Genomic DNA, 18,399 nt, shown 5'->3' with positions numbered 1-18,399 from the left:
TCAAACGCCGGCGGAGGAGGGGGCGCGGGTGAGCGACGCACGCCCTGTCTTTCGGCGCGTGCCGGCGGACATGTTCGCCTTCACCACCACCGAGCGGGCCGACCTGCACACCGCGGTCATGCAGGTGTTCGGCGAGGCCGCGGAGCGGCTTCGGGCGGTGCTGACGTTCGACGAGGTCCTGGCCGGTCTGCCGGAGATCGGGTGGTACGAGCCGGTCTCCGACGAGTCCCTGGAGTACACGCTCGGCGCGCTTCACAAGCACGGCCTGATCGAGCGCACCCAGAACCATGCCGCGCACTACGCCTCCGCCGCCGAGTACGAGCGGCGCAACCTGCACTACGCGCTGAGCCGTAAGGGCGAGGCCGCCTACCAGGGCGTGCTGCACGCGATCGGCCGGCTCGAGGAGTCCGGCGCGCTGCAGACCGCGGTGCTTGACGCGATCGCGGCCCGCCTCGGCGAGCTTGACCTGCTGCTCACGGACGAGAGCGCGGACGACCGCCGGGTCCACGCCGCCCTTGCCGAGCTTGAGGGTCACCTGCAGGGGCTGCGGTCCGGCGTGGTCAGGTTCCACGGCGACCTGCAGAGCCTGCTGCGTGACGAGGGCGCGGACGCGGCTACGTTCCAGGAGGTCAAACAGGCGACGATCGCGTACCTGACCGACTTCGTGACAGATCTGGACGCCCGGCGGCACACCATCGCGGACGCGGTGGCCCGCATCGACCGGCACGGCGTGGCGGCGCTTCACGCGCGGGCGCTCCGCGGCGCCGACCTGCCCACGCTGCCCGGCCAGGCGGACCCGGCGCCACGGTTCCTTGAGCAGCGGGCCGCGCGCTGGACCGGGCTGCGCGACTGGTTCCTACCGGCCGACGGGGCCAGGGCGCGGGCCGACGACCTGGCCGACATGGCCCGCCGCGCGATCGTGGAGCTGATGCGCGCGCTTGAGCGGCTCAGCGAGAGCCGCCGGCGCGGGTCCGGCACCGCCTCGGACTTCCGCACGCTCGCCCGCTGGTTCTCCGCGGCCGAGACGGACGAGGCCGCGCACGAGCTGTGGGCGGCGGCGACCGGGCTGTGGTCCGCGCGGCACACGCACCTGGCGCCGGACGATCCGACAGCGGTCGGGCCGGGTACGTCCTGGTTCGCCGCGCCAGGCGTGCACGTGTCGCCGCTGCTGCGCACGCACGGGCAGTCCGACCGGGCCGCCCGGACCGCGCGGGTCCGGGACACCACTGAGATCCGCGAGCAGCGCCGTCAGCGGGCACAGCGCGAACGGCTGGAGCTTGAGGAGGCGTGGTCGCGGCTGGCCACACCCGGCCCGGTGCGGCTCTCCTCGTTCGCCCGGCTCGACCAGGGCAGCTTCTCCCGGCTGCTGGAGCTGCTGGCCCGCGCGCTTACCGTGCCGGCCCGCGGCGGCGAGCGGCGCGCGTCCACTGCGGACGGCCGGCTGGTGGTCACGCTGCTGCCGCCGCCGGACCACCACCTGGCCTACCTGCGCACCGCGCGCGGCGTGCTCGTCGCGCCGGACTTCATCGTCTCGATCAGCGAGTCCCGCCCAGGCCAGGCCGCACCGGTTCCGCTGCGCCCCGACTTCCGCCGTGAGGCGACCGCGTGACCGACCTGCGTTCCGAGCTCGACCGGCAGCGCGGCACCGAACGGGCCCAGGCGATCCGGGCGCTGCTGGCCAAGCCGCTGCTCACCCGCGCCGCTGACCCCGACGACTTCTTCCTGGTCGCCCGGCACGCGGCCGAGCTGGTGCCGTGGTTCGGCACGCACACCGGGTGGCGGCTGTCGATCGAGGCCCGGCAGGGCTACGCGCGGCTGGCCAAGGTGTCCGCGACGCCGGACGGCACCCGCCCGGCCCGCCGCCTGCGCGGAAACCGGGACCCGTTCGACCGCCGCAGGTACGCGTTGTTCTGCATGCTCGCGGCCGAGCTGCTCCCCGGCCAGGTCACCACGATCGGCATCCTGGCCGGCCTGCTCGCCCAGGCCACCGCGGTCGAGGCGTCGATACCCACGTTCGACAGCGCCAGCCGCGAGGACCGGCGCGCCTACGTGGACGCGTTGCTGCTGCTGGAGCGGTTCGGCGTGCTCACCGCCACGGACGGCAGCACGGACGCGTACCTGGAGTACGCGGACGCGAAGGTGCTCTACCGGGTGGACGCGACCCGGCTGGCCCGGCTGCTTGCCGCGCCGCAGTCACCGTCCCGGCTGGCCGGCCCGGACGTGTCCGCGCTCGTCGACGAACCGCAGTACGAGGGCACCGAGGACCGGCTGCGGCACGCGGTCGTCCGCCGCCTGCTCGACGACCCGGTGGTCTACTTCGGCGAGCTGCCCGAGGCGGAGCGGGCGTACGCGACCGGACTCACCGGCCGCCAGCTGATCCGGGTCGCGATAGCCGAGGCCGGCCTGCAGCTCGAGGAGCGCGCCGAGGGGATGCTCGCCATCGACCCGGACGCGGTCGCCACCGACGAGCGCTTCCCGGCCGAGAACAGCGTGCCCGCCCAGACCGCGCTGCTGCTGCTCGACACGATCCTTGCCGCACACCCGTCGCCGGTACCTCCGGACGCGCTCGCGGAGCAGCTGGCGGCCCGGTTCGCCGAGCAGCCGGCCTGGGCGCGGACCTACCGCTCGGACGGCGGCGCACAACGGCTGCTGACCGAGGCGGTGGCCGTACTCGAACGGTTCGGCCTGGTGCGCACCACTGACGACGGGATCGGCGCCCGACCCGCCGCCGCACGCTATGCGGACGCGCCCGCCACCGGCGCGAAGACCCCGAGGCCCAGGAGGGCGCGTTGACCCTGCTGACCCTGCCCCCGCACCAGCCGTCCGAGGACCCGTTCGCAAGCGCGGTCGCCCGGCAGCTCGCCGGCCAGCTGCGCTCCGACCGCTGGGCGCCGACCCGGGCCGGCGTGCTCAACGTGTGGCGCTACTTCGACGAGATCTTCACGTTCCACCACGGGCGGCTGCTGCTGCGCGGACCGAACGGCACCGGCAAGTCGAAGGCGCTAGAGCTGCTGCTGCCGTTCCTCTTCGACGCGTCGTTGCGCCCGTCGCGGCTGTCCACGTTCGGCGGCTCCGAGCGCACCATGCACTGGAACCTGATGGGCGACGGCTACCCGCACACCACGCGCGTCGGCTACGTGTGGCTTGAGTTCGGGCGTACCGACGAGACCGGCGCGGCCCGGTGGTTCACCTGCGGGGCCCGGCTGGCCGCGTCCTCGAACACGCGCACAGTCGACGCCACCTACTTCACCACAGGTTCCCGGGTCGGCGTGCCGGGCGGGTTCTCCCTGGTCAAGCCGGGCAACGTGCCGCTTACCAAGCCGGACCTGACGGCCGCGATCGAGGGGCACGGCACGGTGCACGCGGGTGCGGAGGCGTACCGGACCGCGGTGCGGGACGCGGTCTTCCACGGCCTCTCCGACGCGCAGTACGAGGCGCTGATCGCCACGCTGCTCCAGCTGCGCACGCCGAAGCTCTCCGAGCACCTGAACCCGGACGCGCTCTCCGAGGTGCTGTCCAAGGCGCTGCCGCCGCTCGACCCGTCCGGGCTCACCGAGATCGCCGAGGGCTTCGAACGCCTGGATCACAGCCGGGAACGGCTCAGCGCGCTTGACGCGGAGGTCGACGCCGCCACCCGGCTTGCCGAGCGCCAGCAGCAGTACGCGCGCCGGGCGCTGCGCCGCGGCGCCGGTGACCTGATCAACGCGACCGACGAGCTGGACGAGGTGTCCCGGGAGGCGACCCGCCAGCGCGAGGCGCACGCCACTGCTGTCGCGGAGCTTGCCGAGGTGACCGGCCGGCGCGAGGAACTGGAACGCGACGCCGCACTGACCGAGGAGGCGATCGGCGGCCTGCGGGACAGCGCCGCCTTCCGCGAGGGCCGCCAGCTCGACGAGTTCCGCTCCGGGCTGCGCGAGACAAGGAACGCGGCGCTCGCGGCCGAGGAGATCTGCCGGGCCCGGCGCACCGACGCGGACCGCGACCAGGAGCGCGCCGAGACGCGCCGCGCCGAGTTGGCGTCCGCGTCCGCCGCGATGGAACGGTCCTGGCACGACACGATCGCGCTGGCCCGGCGTGCCGGGTTGTCCGGCCTGGTCGAGCCGCTTGCGAACGAGTCGAGTGAGCAGGCCCGGGCGCTGCTGCGCGGCGTGCTGCTCGGCCGCGAGGGCCAGGTCGACGAGGTCCGGGCCGTGATAGACGCGCATCGCCGGGCGGCGGCGGACCGGGAGCGGGCGGCCCCGCGCCGTGAGGCCCGGGCTGCGGACCGGGACGAGGCGCAGCAGACGCTTACGGCGGCGCGCACGGCGTACGAGGAGCGCGTCGCGAGGCACCGGGAGAGCATCGCCGCGTGGGCGTCCGCCTGCACCGTGCTGCCGGTCGCGCCGGTCGCCCCGGTCCTGGCCGACCTCGGCGCGGACGAGGTCGCGCTTGCCTCGCTGATCGGCGACGTGACCGCGGAGGTCCGGGAGCGCATCGCGGCCGACCACACCGCGGGCATGGCCCGCGACCGGGAGCTGCTTGCCACCCGCACGCCGCTGTCCGCTGAGTACGCCGCGCTCACCCGCCGCCCGCCGGCCGGCCCGCCCGCGCCGGTGCACCGCACCGCGGCCCGCGACGAGAACCGTCCCGGCGCGCCGCTGTGGCGCGTGGTCACCTGGCACGAGGGCGTCCCGCCGGCCACCCAGGCCGCGGTGGAGGCGGCGTTGCAGGCCTCAGGTCTGCTTGACGCGTGGATCCGCCCGGACGGCGCGATCGCGCTTGCCGTGGACGGGCACGACACCTCTGTCGCCTCGATGGGCGCGCTGCCCGCGGCCGGCGACTCGCTGCTGTCCATCCTGGACGCGGTCGCGCCCGAGCGCGGCACGGTGCCCGTGGTCGCGCCGACCGCGGTCCGCCAGATCCTGAACGCGATCGGATATGCCGAGTCCGCGCCCCGGCAGGGTGTGGGCGTCGGTGCGGACGGCACCTGGCGGCTCGGCCTCGCCTACGGCAGCTGGTCGAAGCCGGCCGCGGAGTTCCTCGGCCCGGACGCCCGTGAGCGCGCCCGCCAGCGCCGCCTCGCCGAGCTGGCCGGTGAGCTGGCCGCGCTCGACGCGGCCCGGGAGAAGGTCGCGGTCGCGATCGCCGGCCTGCGCACCGAGCGCGCCACGCTTGATGCGGAGGCGGCCGCCCGACCGTCGCTTGCCGACGGCGCCCGCGCGCTGGAGGCGGTGCAGCGGGCGGAGCTGCGCCTGGCGGCCGTGCACGACCAGCTGGACGAGGCCGAGTCGGACCTGGCCACAGCGGACGAGGCGGCCCGCGCCACGCTTCGCGATCTCACGCTTACCGGCTCCCGGCAGAGCCTGCCGACCACGCCCGGCGACCTGGAGCAGCTGGCGGACGCGCTCCGCGCGCTGCGTCAGGCCGGCGAGGGCTGGCTTGCGGACCGGGCCCGGCGCGACGCGGCCACCGAGCGGCTGGCCGACGCGGAGGAGGCGGAGGGCCGCTCCGCGGCCGCGGTGGCCGAGGCGGAGGACACGCTTGCCGCCGCGCGGGAGAAGGCGGACGCGGCGCAGACCCGGCTTGAGTCGGTTGAGAGCGCGGTCGGCACGGACTTCAGCGCGGTGCTGGACCAGGTGGACGTGCTGCGCGCCCGCGCCGTGAGCCTGAAGCGGGACGAGCGCACGCTGCGCCCCCGCCACGACGAGCTGATCAGCCGGATCAGCGATCTGAACGCGCGCGCCGACGCCGCGGAGCGTGCCCGGGACGCCGCGACGGCGGAGCGGGACGCGGCGGTCGCGCGGCTGGCCCGGCTGGCCGGACTGCTCGGCCCGGACGCGGGCCTGGAGACGCGGCTGACCGGCCTCGGCGCGGCCACGGCCACGCTCCAGGCCGCCCGCGCGATCGCGGAGGAGTGCGGCTCGCTGCCGCACGGCCCCCGGCACCTGCGCCAGGACGAGAGCGCGCTGGCCGACGTGCTGCACACCATCCGCGAGTCGCTCACCGGCTACGCGGACCTCTCCATGGAGGCCGACGAGCAGTGCGACGTGCAGGTCGTCTCCGCCTCCGTGGACGGCCTGCGGATCAGCCCGGCGCAGCTTGCCGCGCGCGTGACGACCGAGCGGGACGAGACGCACGCGATGCTCGGCGGTGAGGAGCGCGACCTGTTCGACCGCACGCTCACCGGCGACACGCGGCGGCACGTGGCGGAGCGGATCCGGCAGGCGACAGGCCTGGTCCGGCAGGTGAGCGCGCAGCTGGAGCAGGTGCGCACGGTCTCCGGCCTCGGCGTGCGCCTGGTCTGGGAGGTCAACCCGGAGCTCGGGCCGGACCTCAAGCAGGCCCGTGACCTGCTGCTTGCCGATCCCGGCACGCTCTCCGACGCGGAGCGCGGCGTGCTTCACGACTTCTTCCGCGCGCGGATCGACGAGCTGCGCACCACAGGCGCCGCGTCCGGCTGGGACCAGCAGCTCAGCGAGGTGCTCGACTACCGGCGCTGGCACCGGTTCGTGGTGCAGATGCGGTCCGGCGGCGACGAGTGGGCCCCGGTGACCCGCAAGCAGCACGGCGCGAAGTCCGGCGGCGAGAAGGCGATCGTGCTGCACCTGCCGCTGTTCGCCGCCGCGGCCGCGCACTACCGGGCCGCACCGGAGGCGCCGCGGCTGATCCTGCTCGACGAGGTGTTCGTCGGCGTCGACCAGATGAACCGCGGCCAGCTGATGGAGGTGCTGACCGGCCTGGACCTGGACCTGATGCTCACCTCCGACCAGGAGTGGTGCACCTACTCCGAGGTCGACGGCATCGCCATCCACCAGCTGATCGCCGGCGACGCGGACGGCGACGACGCGGTCACCACCGCCCGGTTCGTCTGGACCGGCCAGGACTTCCTCCCCGCCGACGAGCCCCGGGAGTAACGCGCGCCCAAGCGGGTACCGTGGGCCGCATGGCCGGACTCGATCTTGACTTCCTGCACCGCGCGCTGGCGCCGGAGATCTTCGACGCGGCCCTCACGGTCGCGGAGGAGCTGGACGACCTGCGCCCGTTCGAGGGCGGCGCGCTCGGCACCGTCGGCCAGGACAACCCGGTCCCGCACCGCGCCTGGGCCGGCTTCGTCGGCGGCACGCTCGCCGGCCGCTGCGACTGCGGCGCCGCCGGCTTCCACCCGGACTACTTCTGCGTCCACATCGTCGCCGTGATCATCGCCGCGCTCAACGAGGCGTTCCGCTGGCCCGCCGCGCCCGCGCTTCCGGACACGCTCGACGATCCCGCCACGCCACCGGTGCCCGCGGCCCGTCCCGCCACCGGCGCGCCCGCGCAGGCCGAGTCACCGGAGTCCGCGGTCCGCCGCCTCGCCGGGGTTGCCGCCACGCTGTCGCCGAGCCTGCTGGCCCGCCTGGTCGCCGAGCACGCCGCGGCCGACCCCCGCCTGGAGTCCGCGCTTCTCACCGCCGCCGGACTGCCCGCCGCCGGCCTGGTCAGAGACGTCCGATAAGCAGATTTTCCCGCTACCGCGGTGGTCCGGCCCGCATGCTCCCGCGGGCCGCCGGTTCCGCGGTGGCCGGGCAAAGACCCACCCGGTCCGCTCCGGCCGTGGGAGAGCGGCAGACCGCGTACCCCCGGCCGGGTCGTGATTGTGAAGCTCTTGCAGGTGGGCAAGGACCGCGCGCGGCGCCCGGCACGTCGAGACGTTGCCGGTTGAGGAACGCCGGCTTCGGGGGTGCGAAGCGCCGGCGACCGCGCTTCGACCCGAAACGGCATGGCCGGTCAGGCGGCGATGGTCTCCGCCGGGGCCAGGCCGCCGCGCACGATGCGGCCGCCGATCATGACGGTGCGGACGTCGTCCGGGCCGAGGGAGGTGACGACGGCGCCGGCCAGGCGGGAGACGTCCATGACGTGTTCGAGGCCGCCGAGCGTGACCAGGTCGGCGCGGCCGCCGACGCTGATCGAGCCGTTTCCGGCGGTGCGCAGCGTCTCGGTGGCGGCCTCGGTGACCGGGCGGGTGCCGGGCGCGGGGGCGCAGGCGCTGCCGGTCCGCTCGACGCGGAGTGCGGCGCGCAGTTGGCGGAACGTGTCCGGCCCGGCCATGGTGGCGAAGCCGGGCAGGACGACCTCGCCGCGTATGTCGATCTCGGTGGCGCCCTCGGCGGGGAGCGCGGGGCCGATGGCCTGGATCCGGTCGCCGGAGATGAGCACGTCGGTCGCGGGCAGCTCGCCGAGCTGCGGATCCATGGTGATGACGTGGCCGTTGCGGAGGACGATCATGATGCTGTCCCTCCCTCGAGTGGAGCGCTAATCAGGAAAGCTTTTTGAAAAGCTATCGGCAAAGCTTTCCGGATGCAAGGTGAAATGTATGCTTGTCACGTGAACGAGGCCACCGCACGCCGGGACGCTGTCGACGCGCTTGTCGAGGCGTGGCGGTCGGACCTGCCCACATTCGCCGGTGTCGAGCTGGAGCTGTGCAAGCGCGCCTCCCGGCTCAGCATCCTGATCCACGAGGCGACCAACGCCAGCCTGGCCGCGCTCGGTCTCACCAAGGCCGAGCAGGAGGTCCTCTACGTGCTGCGCGCCGCCGGTGAGCCGTACCGGCTGCGTCCCGTCGACCTGATCGACCGCCTGCGCTTCTCCTCCGGCGGCACCAGCAACCTGCTCCGCCGCCTGGTGGTGGACGGCCTGGTGGTCAAGGAGGCGGACGACCGCGACGCGCGCTCGACCTGGGTCCGGCTCACCGTGCAGGGCATGGAGACGGCCGAGGCCGCGGTGCGGGCGCAGACCGAGGCGCAGCACGCGGTGCTGGCCCGGGTCAGCCCGGAAGCCGCCCGTGCCGCCGCCGACGCGCTGCGCGAGGTCCTGCTTGCGCTTGGCGACACCCCCAGCGTGGACAACACGGCCCGGAAGCGGTGACCGGCACGGCAGCGCGCGGCCCGGCAACGGTGACCGGCGCGGCACCACGCGTCCCGGAAGCGGCTGCCGATGCGGCACCGGCGCTCGCGGTCGCGGAGCGGGTCGCCCGGCTGGCCGGTGCGGAGCTGCTGCGCCGCTTCCGCGGGCCGGCCCGGATCGACGTCAAGAGCAGCGCGACCGACCTGGTCAGCGACGCGGACCGGGCCGCGGAGGAGGTGGCGCTGACATACCTGCGCCGCCACCGGCCGGACGACTCCGTGCTCGGCGAGGAGGGCGCATCGCACGACGGCGCCTCCGCCTACCGGTGGGTGGTCGACCCGCTTGACGGCACTGTCAACTACCTCAGCGGCATCCCGTTCTGGTGCGTGAGCGTGGGCTGCGAACGGCGCGACGGCGACGGATGGAAGCCGTGGCTGGGCGTGATCTATGACCCGGTGCACGACGAGTTGTTCCACGCGGTCACCGGTGCGGGCGCCTACCGCGGCGGCGAGCCGATGCGCCGCGGGCCGGATCCCACGCTCGCGGACGCGGTGCTCTCCACCGGCTTCGCCTACGACCTGGGCCGCCGCCCGCACCAGTCCGCCTTCCTCGCCGGGCTGGCGCCGGAGGTGCGCGGCGTCCGGATGGTCGGCTCCACCGCGCTCGCGCTCTGCTGGATCGGGGCAGGGCGCCTCGACATCTACGTCGAGGACCACACCAAGCGCTGGGACTACTCGGCGGGCTGGCCGATCGCGACCGAGGCGGGCGTTGACGTCCGGCTTGTCGGCTCGGTGCTGCTGGCCGCGCCGCGCACGCTTGCCGACGGCCTCGCGTCCCGGATCGCGGCCCACGACCTGCGGAAAACCACAGCCTGAACTGAGGAAAGCCGCAGCCGCTAGCCTTGACCCGGTGCGGATCTGGAGCATGGCCACCGCGAGTGCGCGCCTGGTCCTGGGGCTGATCGCCGGCGCGCTCACCGCGGTCGCCACAGTGCTCGCGCTGGCCGCCGCCGGCGTGGTGCTGGCCCCGGCGCTGGCCTGGCCGTCCGCGCGTGAGGTGTCGATGCACCGCCTCACCCGTACCGTGCTGGCGTTCGTGGAATTCGAGCGGTTTCGCCTTTTCCGCCTTTTCGGCGATGCCAATGCCAAGACCTATCGGGGGTACGGCCCGGAGCGCGCGCTCGCCTACCTCGGTGTGCGCTGGCCGGTCGGCCTGCTCGGCGGCGGCATCCTGCTGCTGTTCGTCTACGGCGCCGCCACGGTCGTGGTCTTCGCCTGGTACTGGCTCACCGGCCGGCATCCGGACAACATCCCGCCCAGCCCTTGGATCATCACCTACCTGGCCGTGGCCTGCGGTTTCGCGCTCTTCCTCGGCGTGCAGGGCCTGATCGGCGTGGTCCGGCTGGAGCGTCGTGTCGCCCGCCGCTTCCTCGGCCCGACCCCGGCCGACCTGCTGCGCCTGCGCATCGAACAGCTCTCCGCCACCCGTGCGGACGTGGTGGAGGCGGTCGACGCGGAGCGCCGCCGGATCGAGCGGGACCTGCATGACGGCGTGCAGCAGCGGCTTGTCGCGCTCGGCATGTTGCTCGGCCGTGCCCGCCGCAGCGCCGCGGCAGGTGACGAGGTGAAGTCCGCCGGGTTGCTGGCCCAGGCGCACGACGAGTCCCGGGAGCTGCTGGACGAGCTGCGCGAGGTGGCCTGGCGGGTCTATCCGGCCGCGCTTGACACGCTTGGCCTGCGGGACGCGCTGGCCGGGGTGGCCGAGCGCGCGCCGATCCCGGTGACGGTCCGGTACGACGTGCCGGAGACGCCGCCCGCGCCGGTGGTGACCGCTGCCTACTTCGTGGTGTCCGAGGCGGTGACGAACGCGGTCAAGCACGCGTCCGCCTCCCGCATCGAGATCCTTGTGACGCGGGAGAGGAAGACGATGACTGTCAGAGTGACGGACGACGGCAGCGGCGGCGCGGACCCGGGCGGCGCGGGCCTTACCGGCCTGGCGCGGCGGGTGGCGGCGCTTGACGGCCGGTTCGCGGTGATCAGCCCGGTGGGCGGCCCGACCGAGGTGCGGGTGACGCTGCCGTGCGGGTGATCCTTGCGGAGGACTCCGCGCTGCTCCGGGACGGTCTGCGCCGGCTGCTTGTGGACGAGGGCTACACGGTTGTGGACGCGGTCGGCGACGGCGCCGCGCTTGTCGAGTCCGTCGCGGAGCACCTGCCGGACCTGGTGGTGGCGGACGTGCGCATGCCGCCGAACCACACGGACGAGGGCCTGCGCGCGGCGCTGGAGATCCGGCGCCGCTGGCCGTCGATCGGCGTGCTGATGCTGTCCCAGTACGTCGAGCAGCGCTACGCGGTGGAGCTGCTCACCGGCCACGGGACCCGCGTCGGCTACCTGCTCAAGGACCGGGTCGCGGACGTGGGGGAGTTCCTTGAGGCGCTGGCCAGGGTGGGTGCGGGCGGCACCGCGTTCGACCCCGAGGTGGTCCGGCAGCTGCTGCGCCGGACCACGCACACGGACCCGCTGACCAGGCTGACCGGCCGGGAGAAGGACGTGCTCGACGCGATGGCGCAGGGACACAACAACGCCTCGATCGCGGTACGCCTGCACGTGTCGCAGAGTGCTGTGGAGAAGCACGTCCGGTCGATCTTCGACAAGCTCGGCCTGGCGGACGCGGACGGCTACAGCCGCCGCGTCCTGGCCGTCCTCAGATACCTGGGCGAGTAAAGACTAGATACCCGGGCGAGTAGGCACCCGCTTGCGGATGCGGTAGAGCACGAACACCACGGCCGCGACCGCGACGACCGCAAGCACGCCCTTGGAGTAGACGCCGACGGTCTGCTCCACGACGTGCCAGTTCTCGCCGAGCACGTACCCGGCGACCACGAAGACGGTGTTCCAGATCGCGCTGCCAAGCGTGGTGTAGAGCAGGAACAGGCCGAACCGCATGCGCTCCACCCCGGCCGGCACCGAGATCAGGCTGCGGAAGATCGGGATCATGCGGCCGAACAGCACCGCCTTGCCGCCGTGCCGCGCGAACCACGCCTCGGCCCGGTCGATGTCGGAGAGCTTGATCAGCGGCAGCCGGTCCGCGATCGCCCGCAGCCGGTCACGGCCGATCGCCGCGCCGATCCAGTAGAGGACCACGGCGCCGGCCACGGAGCCGGCGGTGGTCCAGAAGAGCGCCGAGGCCAGGCTGAGGTCGCCGCGGGAGGCGGCGAACCCGGCGAGCGGCAGGATCACCTCGCTGGGCAGCGGCGGGAACAGATTTTCAAGCGCGATGAGGAGTCCGGCGCCGGGCGCGCCGAGCGTCTCCATGATCGAGACCGCCCAGCCGGGGACCCCGTCCATCGGTTCGTTGGTTATGGCCATGGTTGACAACCGTAGAAACGGAGGCCTCGCTCCGGAATGTGGCGGGCCACCCGGCTCCCCTGCGGAAAACCGCAGGTATGTCAGGTAGCGCAGTGTCACCCGTTCGGTGTGAACCCCTGCTGCGCCGGTGCCCGTAAAAGTATGTGCACCGGCGCTCACATAACTTCCGGTGGATGGGAGATCGTCATGAAGGGCAAGAAGCTGGCCGTCGTCCTCGCGGGCGCGCTGATCGTCGGCGGCGGCGTGGTCGCCGGGCCGTACGCGTTCGCCGCAGTGGCCCCCGGCAACGCGTGCGCGGACGTGGAGATCATCGGCGCGCGCGGCACCACCGAACGCCCCGGCCTGGGCATCGTGCTCACGCCCCTGGCCGACCGGATGACCCGTGAGATACCGGAAACGGTGCGCACGACCGCGCTCGACTACCCGGCGAACTTCAACTACACCGCGAGCGTGCGGGCCGGCGTCGCCGAGCTGAAGGACGACCTCGCGGCGACGGCAGCGGAGTGCGAGGACACGCGATTCGTGCTGATGGGCTACTCGCAGGGTGCGGACGTGGTCGGCGACACGCTCGCCGGCCTGGACGACGAGCTGGCCGGGAAGGTGGCGTCAGTGCTGCTCTTCGGCGACCCGTCGTTCACCCGCGGCGAGGACTTCAACGTCACGGACGGCACCCGCCAGGGCGTCTTCCCGCGCGGCGCCGGGCGCCTGGACGAGTTCGCCGACCGCATCCAGTCGTACTGCAACCGCAACGACCGCTTCTGCCAGTCCGGCACGAGCCTCGCCGCGCATCTCAACTACGCCGGCTTCCAGGACGAGGCGGTCGCGTTCACCGCGGATCGGGTCTCATAGAAAGATCTGGATATGGAGGAGCCCCGGGTTACCCTACCCGGGGCCCCCGCTGTGCCACCCAGTTGCGCACGCCAGTGACGTTTAAGGCCGCGGTTCAATCTGAAGGTCATCGTGCTCTGCCATTGAGCTACCGCACCGTGTTTGGAGGTGCGAACCGGACTCGAACCGGTATCACGTGACTAGTTCCGCGGCCGCTCGATCTGGCGATCGGTGGCGAATGCTGAGCCTGGAGCGAGAATCTGAGCGTGATGGTGCCCTCGGGCTGCCTCTACCGATTGGGCTACCCCGCGGCGTGTGGTCGCGGGGGAAGGACTCGAACCTTCACTGTCACCGTTGCGGCGTTTCAGCTTGATCTGTTCAGTCTCAGTTTTGTAGACGCCGGTCAGGCGCCCTGCCCCGCCGCTCCACAGCGGGGAGTCCTATGTGCACTTACCGTGCAAACAGATAACCGAAGACGGCGTCCCCCGCCTTGTAGTCGGTCACCTCGTGCGAGTTCGCCTGCTCGCGGGCGAACTTCACCGACTGCTGCAGCTTCTCCACCCGCTCGCGCAGCTCCTTCACCCTCGTCGCGGGCAGCGCGCCGGAGAGCTTCACAGTCGTCCAGTAGCCGGCCGGCTGGTCCTCGGTGTAGACCTCGACCTGCGCCGGGTGCTCCTTTGTCGCCTCGGCCTTGACGTGGTTTCGCATCACCTTGCGGCTGCGCACCGTCTCCACCGGGTCCGACGCGTAGGCCCCGATCTCCGGGCTGAACGACCAGCTCTCCGCCGGGTCCAGCACGGGCAGCTTGTCCACGAACGTGTGCAGGTCGGTGAGCTGCTTCTCGAGGAACAGCAGGTAGGTCACCGGCACGTCGCGCAGCAGCGTCTGCCCGTCGACCACCACGTCCGCCTTGGCCACCGTGTTCGCCGTGTCCTGCGTCAGCACCAGGTCGAAGAGGCGGGTGAGCGTCTTCGCGGTCTCGGCCAGCACGTCCTCCGCGGACAGTTGCACACGCGTCGACTCGGGCGGCAGCTGCTCGCCCTCCTCGTCCTTCGGCCGGTACTTCCGGGAGATGCCGGACAGCAACGGGGCCTTCTGCGTGTTCCGGTGCGCGTCGGTGAAGTCGCGGAGGCTCTGCGCCTTGACACCCTTGGTGATCGCGATGATCTGGCTGAGCGTGGTCACAGAGAGATCTTCGCTTACCGGCGCAACCTCACGCCAGCAATATCGCGCTCGCCGTGATCACCATCAGCCCGACCCCGGCGACCACCCACCCCATCCACCCCGGAATGTTGTACGACCCCATGACGGCACCCCTCACTCACGCTCTCCCCGGTATCACTCACGTCAAGTGTTCGAGCCCTCGCCGCTGCCGGACAAGGGCGTCGCCCAGGTGGGTGACCAGGGGGAACACGCGGGTGTCGCATGCGCGACGGCGTCACCGGCCGCCGAAGTACCGATACACCGAGTCCGGTGGGGTCACCACCTGGCCGGCCGGGGGCGCCTGCACGTCGAACGGCTCACCGAAGGCGGTGTACCGGGTCTCGATCGTGGGTGCCTTGCCTGCGGTGATCGCGGGGAGGTCGATCTGCAGGTGGGTGAGGCGGCCGCGCTCGTCCACAGTGGCCAGGAACGGGACCGCGCGGGCCGCGTCGCCCAGCCCGGCGATGTCGGAGGTGCTGAAGGACAGGCCGGTGCCGGTGCCGACCTGGGCGAGGTCGACCGTGCCCTTGTACCGGCCGTCCGGCAGTCGCCGCGCATCGGTGATCGCGGCGAGCAGTCGGCCGGCGCCGCCCGCGTCGTTCGTGCCGGGGGTGAAGCCAACCTCCAGGCCGCGCCCGATCTTCGACCTGTCGATGCGCATCCAGCGGGTGTCGACGCCGGGGATCGAGGCGCCCTCGATCTGCATGAAGACGTCGTCGCCGAGTAGTCGCGTGCGGATCGTCATCGACTGCTCCTCGCCTGTCGCCTGGCGGAGCGCCATCTCCGCGCGCCGGTTCGGCACGTCCATCCTGCTCGTGGTGCGCATGGCGTCGCCGGACTCGACCTCGACAGTGAAGCTCTCGGTCTGCAGGTGGTCGTCGGAGTGGGCGAGCGCGGTCATCGCGGACTCCCGGGCCGCGTCGGCGGTGTTCTCCGGCGCGGGATCGCCGCCACCGCAACCGGCGAGAAGAGCAAGGACCAGGGCAGATCCGGCGAGGGTACGACTGCGCACGCGCTGATCCTCCTTCGAGGCGACGGGCTTCCACCGTACCCCGGGATCGATGTTCGTCGCTATCGGCGTACGCCAATGTTGAGAGCGCTCTCTTGACAGGTGCAGCGACGAACGTCACTCTGATGCCACCCCCGTGAAAGCGCTCTCAGAGAGCGCGGCCACCGGCTCGTCCTCCGGTGTCCCGCCAGGAAGAGGTCCCTATGTCCTCACCACAACGCCGGCGGTCCATCGCCGCCGGCGCCGTCCTCGCACTCGCATCCGGCCTGCTCACCGTCGCGATCACCGGCACCGCGGACGCCGCGGTCGTCGGCGCCGGCAGCTATGCCGAGACGCTCCCGGCCGGCGCGGCGCTGCCCAACGGCTGCGGCGCGCTCACCACGAACCCCCGCCAGTACGTGACCGCGAACGCCCCGTCCGGCGCCGTACCCACGAATGACTGGTGGTCGTCCCTGCTCTTCAAGCGCACCGACTGCTCCTACAGCGAGCCGCTGCACGCGCACCCGCTCTCCTTCGACCCGTCCGCGGGCGGGCTCGGCGTCTCCTACACCACCACGCCGACGATAAGCGGCACCGCGACCGGCGTGGGCGAGTACCACTATCCGTACCAGCAGGATCTGCTCGTCGGCGTCGCGGGACTGAACTCGCCGGACGTCAAGGTGGACGGCTGGAGCGACTGGACCGTCACGCCCTACTGGAGTGACGGCGCGCGCACGCTCAAGGCCACCATCGGGCACGGGCTGCCGTTCTCCTACTACCAGGTGACCGGCGGCAATGCGCAGCTCACCACGGCCGGCACGCCGAGCGTGTGGTCGAACAGCGGCAACGTCATCGGCTTCACGGCCGGCGGCAGCGACTACGTGGCCTATGCGCCGTCCGGTGCGAGCTGGGCGGTCAGCGGCACGTCGATTACGTCGGCGCTGGCCGGGCGCGGGTACTTCTCGGTGGCGGTGCTGCCGACCACGTCCTCGACCTCGACGGCCGCGAAGCAGGCGCTGGCATCGTCCTACGGCACCTACGCGCACGCGCACGTGACAGGCACGAGGATCGCCTACACCTACAGCCCGAACAGCAACAACGCGCTGAGCACCACCTACAGCTTCACCACCACGGCACGGGAGGGGAGCGCCACCGGCACCGTGGTCTCGCTCTACCCGCACCAGTGGAAGTACCTGAGCGGGTCGACGCCGATCGCGGACACCTACGTCTCCGCGCGCGGTGCGATGAAGGTGCTGACCGGCGTCAGCAGCTTCCGGACCGCCATGACGTTCCGTGGCACGCTTCCGGAGATCCCCGGCGTCGGCAACTCCGGCGCGGACCTGACCACGCTCAACAACTACCTGAGCGCGGCACAGGCGAACCCGGAGGACAACCGCGGGCCGGACACGTACTGGACCGGCAAGGGGCTCGGACGCGCGGCCCGGATCGCGGAGATCGCGGACCAGGTCGGCAACACGGCGGTGCGGACAAGCGCGCTCGCCGCGATCAAGTCCCGGCTGACGAACTGGCTGACCGCGTCGTCAGGCGAGTCGCAGTCGCTGTTCTACTACAACGCCAACTGGGGCACGCTTATCGGCTACCCGGCGTCGTACGGCTCCGACCAGGAGCTCAACGACCACCACTTCCACTACGGGTACTACATCGCGGCCGCGGCCACGCTCGCCCGGTTCGACCCGTCGTGGGCCTCGAGCGGCCAGTACGGCGGCATGATCGACCTGCTGATCCGGGACGCGAACAACTACGACCGCAATGACACGCGCTTCCCGTACCTCCGCGATTTCGATATCTATGCCGGTCACGACTGGGCGTCCGGGCACGGCTCGTTCGGCTCCGGCAACAACCAGGAGTCCAGCTCCGAGGGGATGAACTTCGCGAACGCGCTGATCCAGTGGGGCCAGGTCACCGGCAACACCGCCGTTCGCGACGCCGGGGTCTTCATCTACACCACGCAGGCGGCCGCGATCCAGGAGTACTGGTTCGACTCGTCGGACACGAACTTCCCGGCCGCGTTCGGGCACAGCACTGTCGGCATGGTCTGGGGGAGCGGCGGCGCGTACGCCACCTGGTTCACCGCCGATCCGGAGATGATCCAGGGCATCAACATGCTGCCGGTCACCGGCGGCCACCTCTACCTCGGCTACAACCCGTCCTATGTGACCACCAACTACAACGAGTTGGTACGGAACAACGGCGGCGCGCCGACCGTGTGGCAGGACATCCTGTGGGAGTTCCTGGCGCTCGGCAACCCCGACCAGGCGCTTGCCAACTTCCGGGCCAACAACGGCTTCACCTCCGAGGAGGGGGAGAGCAAGGCGCACACGTTCCACTGGCTGCGTAACCTGTCCGCGCTCGGCACCGTGGACACCTCAGTCACCGCCAACCACCCGCTTACCGCGACGTTCGTCAAGAACGGGGCGCGTACCTACGTGGCGTCGAACGTCAGCTCCAGCCCGATCACCGTCACGTTCTCCACGGGTACGACGCTCACCGTGCCGGCCGGGAAGACCGCGACCACCGGCGCCTGGGTCTGGACCGGCGGCAGTGGCGGGGGTGGCACTCAGCCCACCACGTCGCCGACGCCGTCACCCACGCCGACGGTGCCGCCGGGCGCGGCCAGCCGTTACCTGACCTCCGGGGGCGGGCTGAACGGCACGGCCACGGGCGCCGGGTCGGTGTCGGTCAGCTCGGCAGGCGGCGGCAACTACGACGGCACGCCGCACAACCCGGCCACGTTCACCGCGACCGGCGTCACCAACACGTACAACGGAGGCAGCACCGCCTTTGATCTGTTCGTGGACGCGGGCACCGGCGTCGGCAACGGCACCCAGGTCCGGGTCTCCTACGACCTGACCGGCGACGGCACTGCCGACCGGGTGGAGACCTACAGGTACTTCGCCACCGATCCGGTGGGCGGTTACGAGCACTACACGCAGGCCGCGGGGCTCGTCTCCTCGTCCGGCGCGCTCGGCGACCTGCGCAACGGCACGGTCAGGGTCGAGGTGTGGAACGCGATCGGAAACGGCGCCTCCACGCTCGGCGTCGGCAACCAGTCGATCATCCGCCTCCCGCTGTCCTGAGATTTCCGGGTGTCCTGCCTGGTGGACCTTCTGGTCCGATCAGGCGGGACACCCG

Annotated in this window: 14 protein-coding genes; 10 read left to right on the top strand and 4 right to left on the bottom strand. The window is 72.3% G+C overall.

The window, feature by feature from the left end; all coding sequences use genetic code 11:
• The first annotated feature begins 28 nt into the window (after positions 1-28).
• Genes ACIA8K_RS03380 through ACIA8K_RS03365 form a run of 4 tightly spaced genes read left to right on the top strand, consistent with a single transcriptional unit; the run spans position 29 to position 7,471 of the window.
• Positions 29-1,609: a TIGR02677 family protein gene (locus ACIA8K_RS03380; protein WP_396054416.1), complete on the top strand. Its 1,581-nt coding sequence runs from the start codon at positions 29-31 to the stop codon at positions 1,607-1,609.
• A complete protein-coding gene (locus ACIA8K_RS03375; protein WP_396054414.1) occupies positions 1,606-2,793 on the top strand; it encodes a TIGR02678 family protein in 1,188 nt (395 codons plus the stop codon). The genes ACIA8K_RS03380 and ACIA8K_RS03375 overlap by 4 nt, the downstream gene beginning before the upstream one ends.
• On the top strand, positions 2,790-6,893 hold the full coding sequence (locus tag ACIA8K_RS03370) for a TIGR02680 family protein (protein WP_396054412.1): 4,104 nt from the start codon (positions 2,790-2,792) through the stop codon (positions 6,891-6,893). Before ACIA8K_RS03375 ends, ACIA8K_RS03370 begins: the two co-directional genes overlap by 4 nt.
• Positions 6,894-6,922: 29 nt before the next feature.
• On the top strand, positions 6,923-7,471 hold the full coding sequence (locus ACIA8K_RS03365; RefSeq protein WP_396054410.1) for a hypothetical protein: 549 nt from the start codon (positions 6,923-6,925) through the stop codon (positions 7,469-7,471).
• Between the two features lie 272 nt (positions 7,472-7,743).
• On the opposite strand, the gene ACIA8K_RS03360 is transcribed toward ACIA8K_RS03365, so the two are convergent.
• Positions 7,744-8,241 carry a hypothetical protein gene (locus ACIA8K_RS03360; RefSeq protein WP_396054408.1) on the bottom strand — a complete coding sequence of 166 codons (498 nt, stop codon included), beginning with the start codon at positions 8,239-8,241 and terminating at the stop codon, positions 7,744-7,746.
• Between the two features lie 99 nt (positions 8,242-8,340).
• Here ACIA8K_RS03360 and ACIA8K_RS03355 point away from each other — a divergent pair, with 99 nt between their 5' ends.
• The 4 genes from ACIA8K_RS03355 to ACIA8K_RS03340 are packed head-to-tail and all read left to right on the top strand — an operon-like array spanning position 8,341 to position 11,582.
• Positions 8,341-8,880, top strand: a complete 540-nt coding sequence (locus ACIA8K_RS03355) for a MarR family winged helix-turn-helix transcriptional regulator (RefSeq protein WP_396054406.1) — start codon at positions 8,341-8,343, stop codon at positions 8,878-8,880.
• On the top strand, positions 8,877-9,734 hold the full coding sequence (locus ACIA8K_RS03350; protein ID WP_396054404.1) for an inositol monophosphatase family protein: 858 nt from the start codon (positions 8,877-8,879) through the stop codon (positions 9,732-9,734). The genes ACIA8K_RS03355 and ACIA8K_RS03350 overlap by 4 nt, the downstream gene beginning before the upstream one ends.
• A gap of 34 nt (positions 9,735-9,768) precedes the next feature.
• Entirely contained in the window at positions 9,769-10,947 is a 1,179-nt protein-coding gene (locus ACIA8K_RS03345) for a sensor histidine kinase (protein WP_396054402.1), read from the top strand.
• Positions 10,938-11,582 carry a response regulator gene (locus tag ACIA8K_RS03340; protein WP_396054400.1) on the top strand — a complete coding sequence of 215 codons (645 nt, stop codon included), beginning with the start codon at positions 10,938-10,940 and terminating at the stop codon, positions 11,580-11,582. Before ACIA8K_RS03345 ends, ACIA8K_RS03340 begins: the two co-directional genes overlap by 10 nt.
• Positions 11,583-11,585: 3 nt before the next feature.
• Here ACIA8K_RS03340 and ACIA8K_RS03335 read toward each other — a convergent pair whose 3' ends face one another.
• Positions 11,586-12,227, bottom strand: coding sequence for a DedA family protein (locus tag ACIA8K_RS03335; protein WP_396054398.1), 642 nt, complete (start codon positions 12,225-12,227; stop codon positions 11,586-11,588).
• A gap of 186 nt (positions 12,228-12,413) precedes the next feature.
• Between ACIA8K_RS03335 and ACIA8K_RS03330 the strand changes: the two genes are divergently transcribed.
• A complete protein-coding gene (locus ACIA8K_RS03330; RefSeq protein WP_396054396.1) occupies positions 12,414-13,076 on the top strand; it encodes a cutinase family protein in 663 nt (220 codons plus the stop codon).
• 429 nt (positions 13,077-13,505) lie between these two features.
• On the opposite strand, the gene ACIA8K_RS03325 is transcribed toward ACIA8K_RS03330, so the two are convergent.
• Complete coding sequence (locus ACIA8K_RS03325; RefSeq protein WP_396054394.1) at positions 13,506-14,240, bottom strand: hypothetical protein; 735 nt, start codon at positions 14,238-14,240, stop codon at positions 13,506-13,508.
• Between the two features lie 253 nt (positions 14,241-14,493).
• Complete coding sequence (locus ACIA8K_RS03320; RefSeq protein ID WP_396054392.1) at positions 14,494-15,270, bottom strand: hypothetical protein; 777 nt, start codon at positions 15,268-15,270, stop codon at positions 14,494-14,496.
• A gap of 200 nt (positions 15,271-15,470) precedes the next feature.
• Between ACIA8K_RS03320 and ACIA8K_RS03315 the strand changes: the two genes are divergently transcribed.
• The gene (locus tag ACIA8K_RS03315) at positions 15,471-18,344 is read left to right on the top strand and encodes a glycosyl hydrolase (RefSeq protein WP_396054390.1); all 2,874 of its coding nucleotides are present in this window, start codon (positions 15,471-15,473) and stop codon (positions 18,342-18,344) included.
• Positions 18,345-18,399: the final 55 nt, after the last annotated feature.

The sequence above is a fragment of the Catenuloplanes sp. NPDC051500 genome (genome assembly GCF_044454585.1).
Lineage (GTDB): Bacteria > Actinomycetota > Actinomycetes > Mycobacteriales > Micromonosporaceae > Catenuloplanes.
Note: the sequence above shows the minus strand (reverse complement) of the source record. Positions and strands in the feature narration are given on the sequence as shown.

Coding starts and splice junctions, on each gene's coding strand:
- ACIA8K_RS03315 (WP_396054390.1), top strand. CDS start 15,471: ATGTCCTCACCACAACGCCGGCGGTCCATCGCCGCCGGCGCCGTCCTC.
- ACIA8K_RS03330 (WP_396054396.1), top strand. CDS start 12,414: ATGAAGGGCAAGAAGCTGGCCGTCGTCCTCGCGGGCGCGCTGATCGTC.
- ACIA8K_RS03335 (WP_396054398.1), bottom strand. CDS start 12,227: ATGGCCATAACCAACGAACCGATGGACGGGGTCCCCGGCTGGGCGGTC.
- ACIA8K_RS03365 (WP_396054410.1), top strand. CDS start 6,923: ATGGCCGGACTCGATCTTGACTTCCTGCACCGCGCGCTGGCGCCGGAG.
- ACIA8K_RS03360 (WP_396054408.1), bottom strand. CDS start 8,241: ATGATCGTCCTCCGCAACGGCCACGTCATCACCATGGATCCGCAGCTC.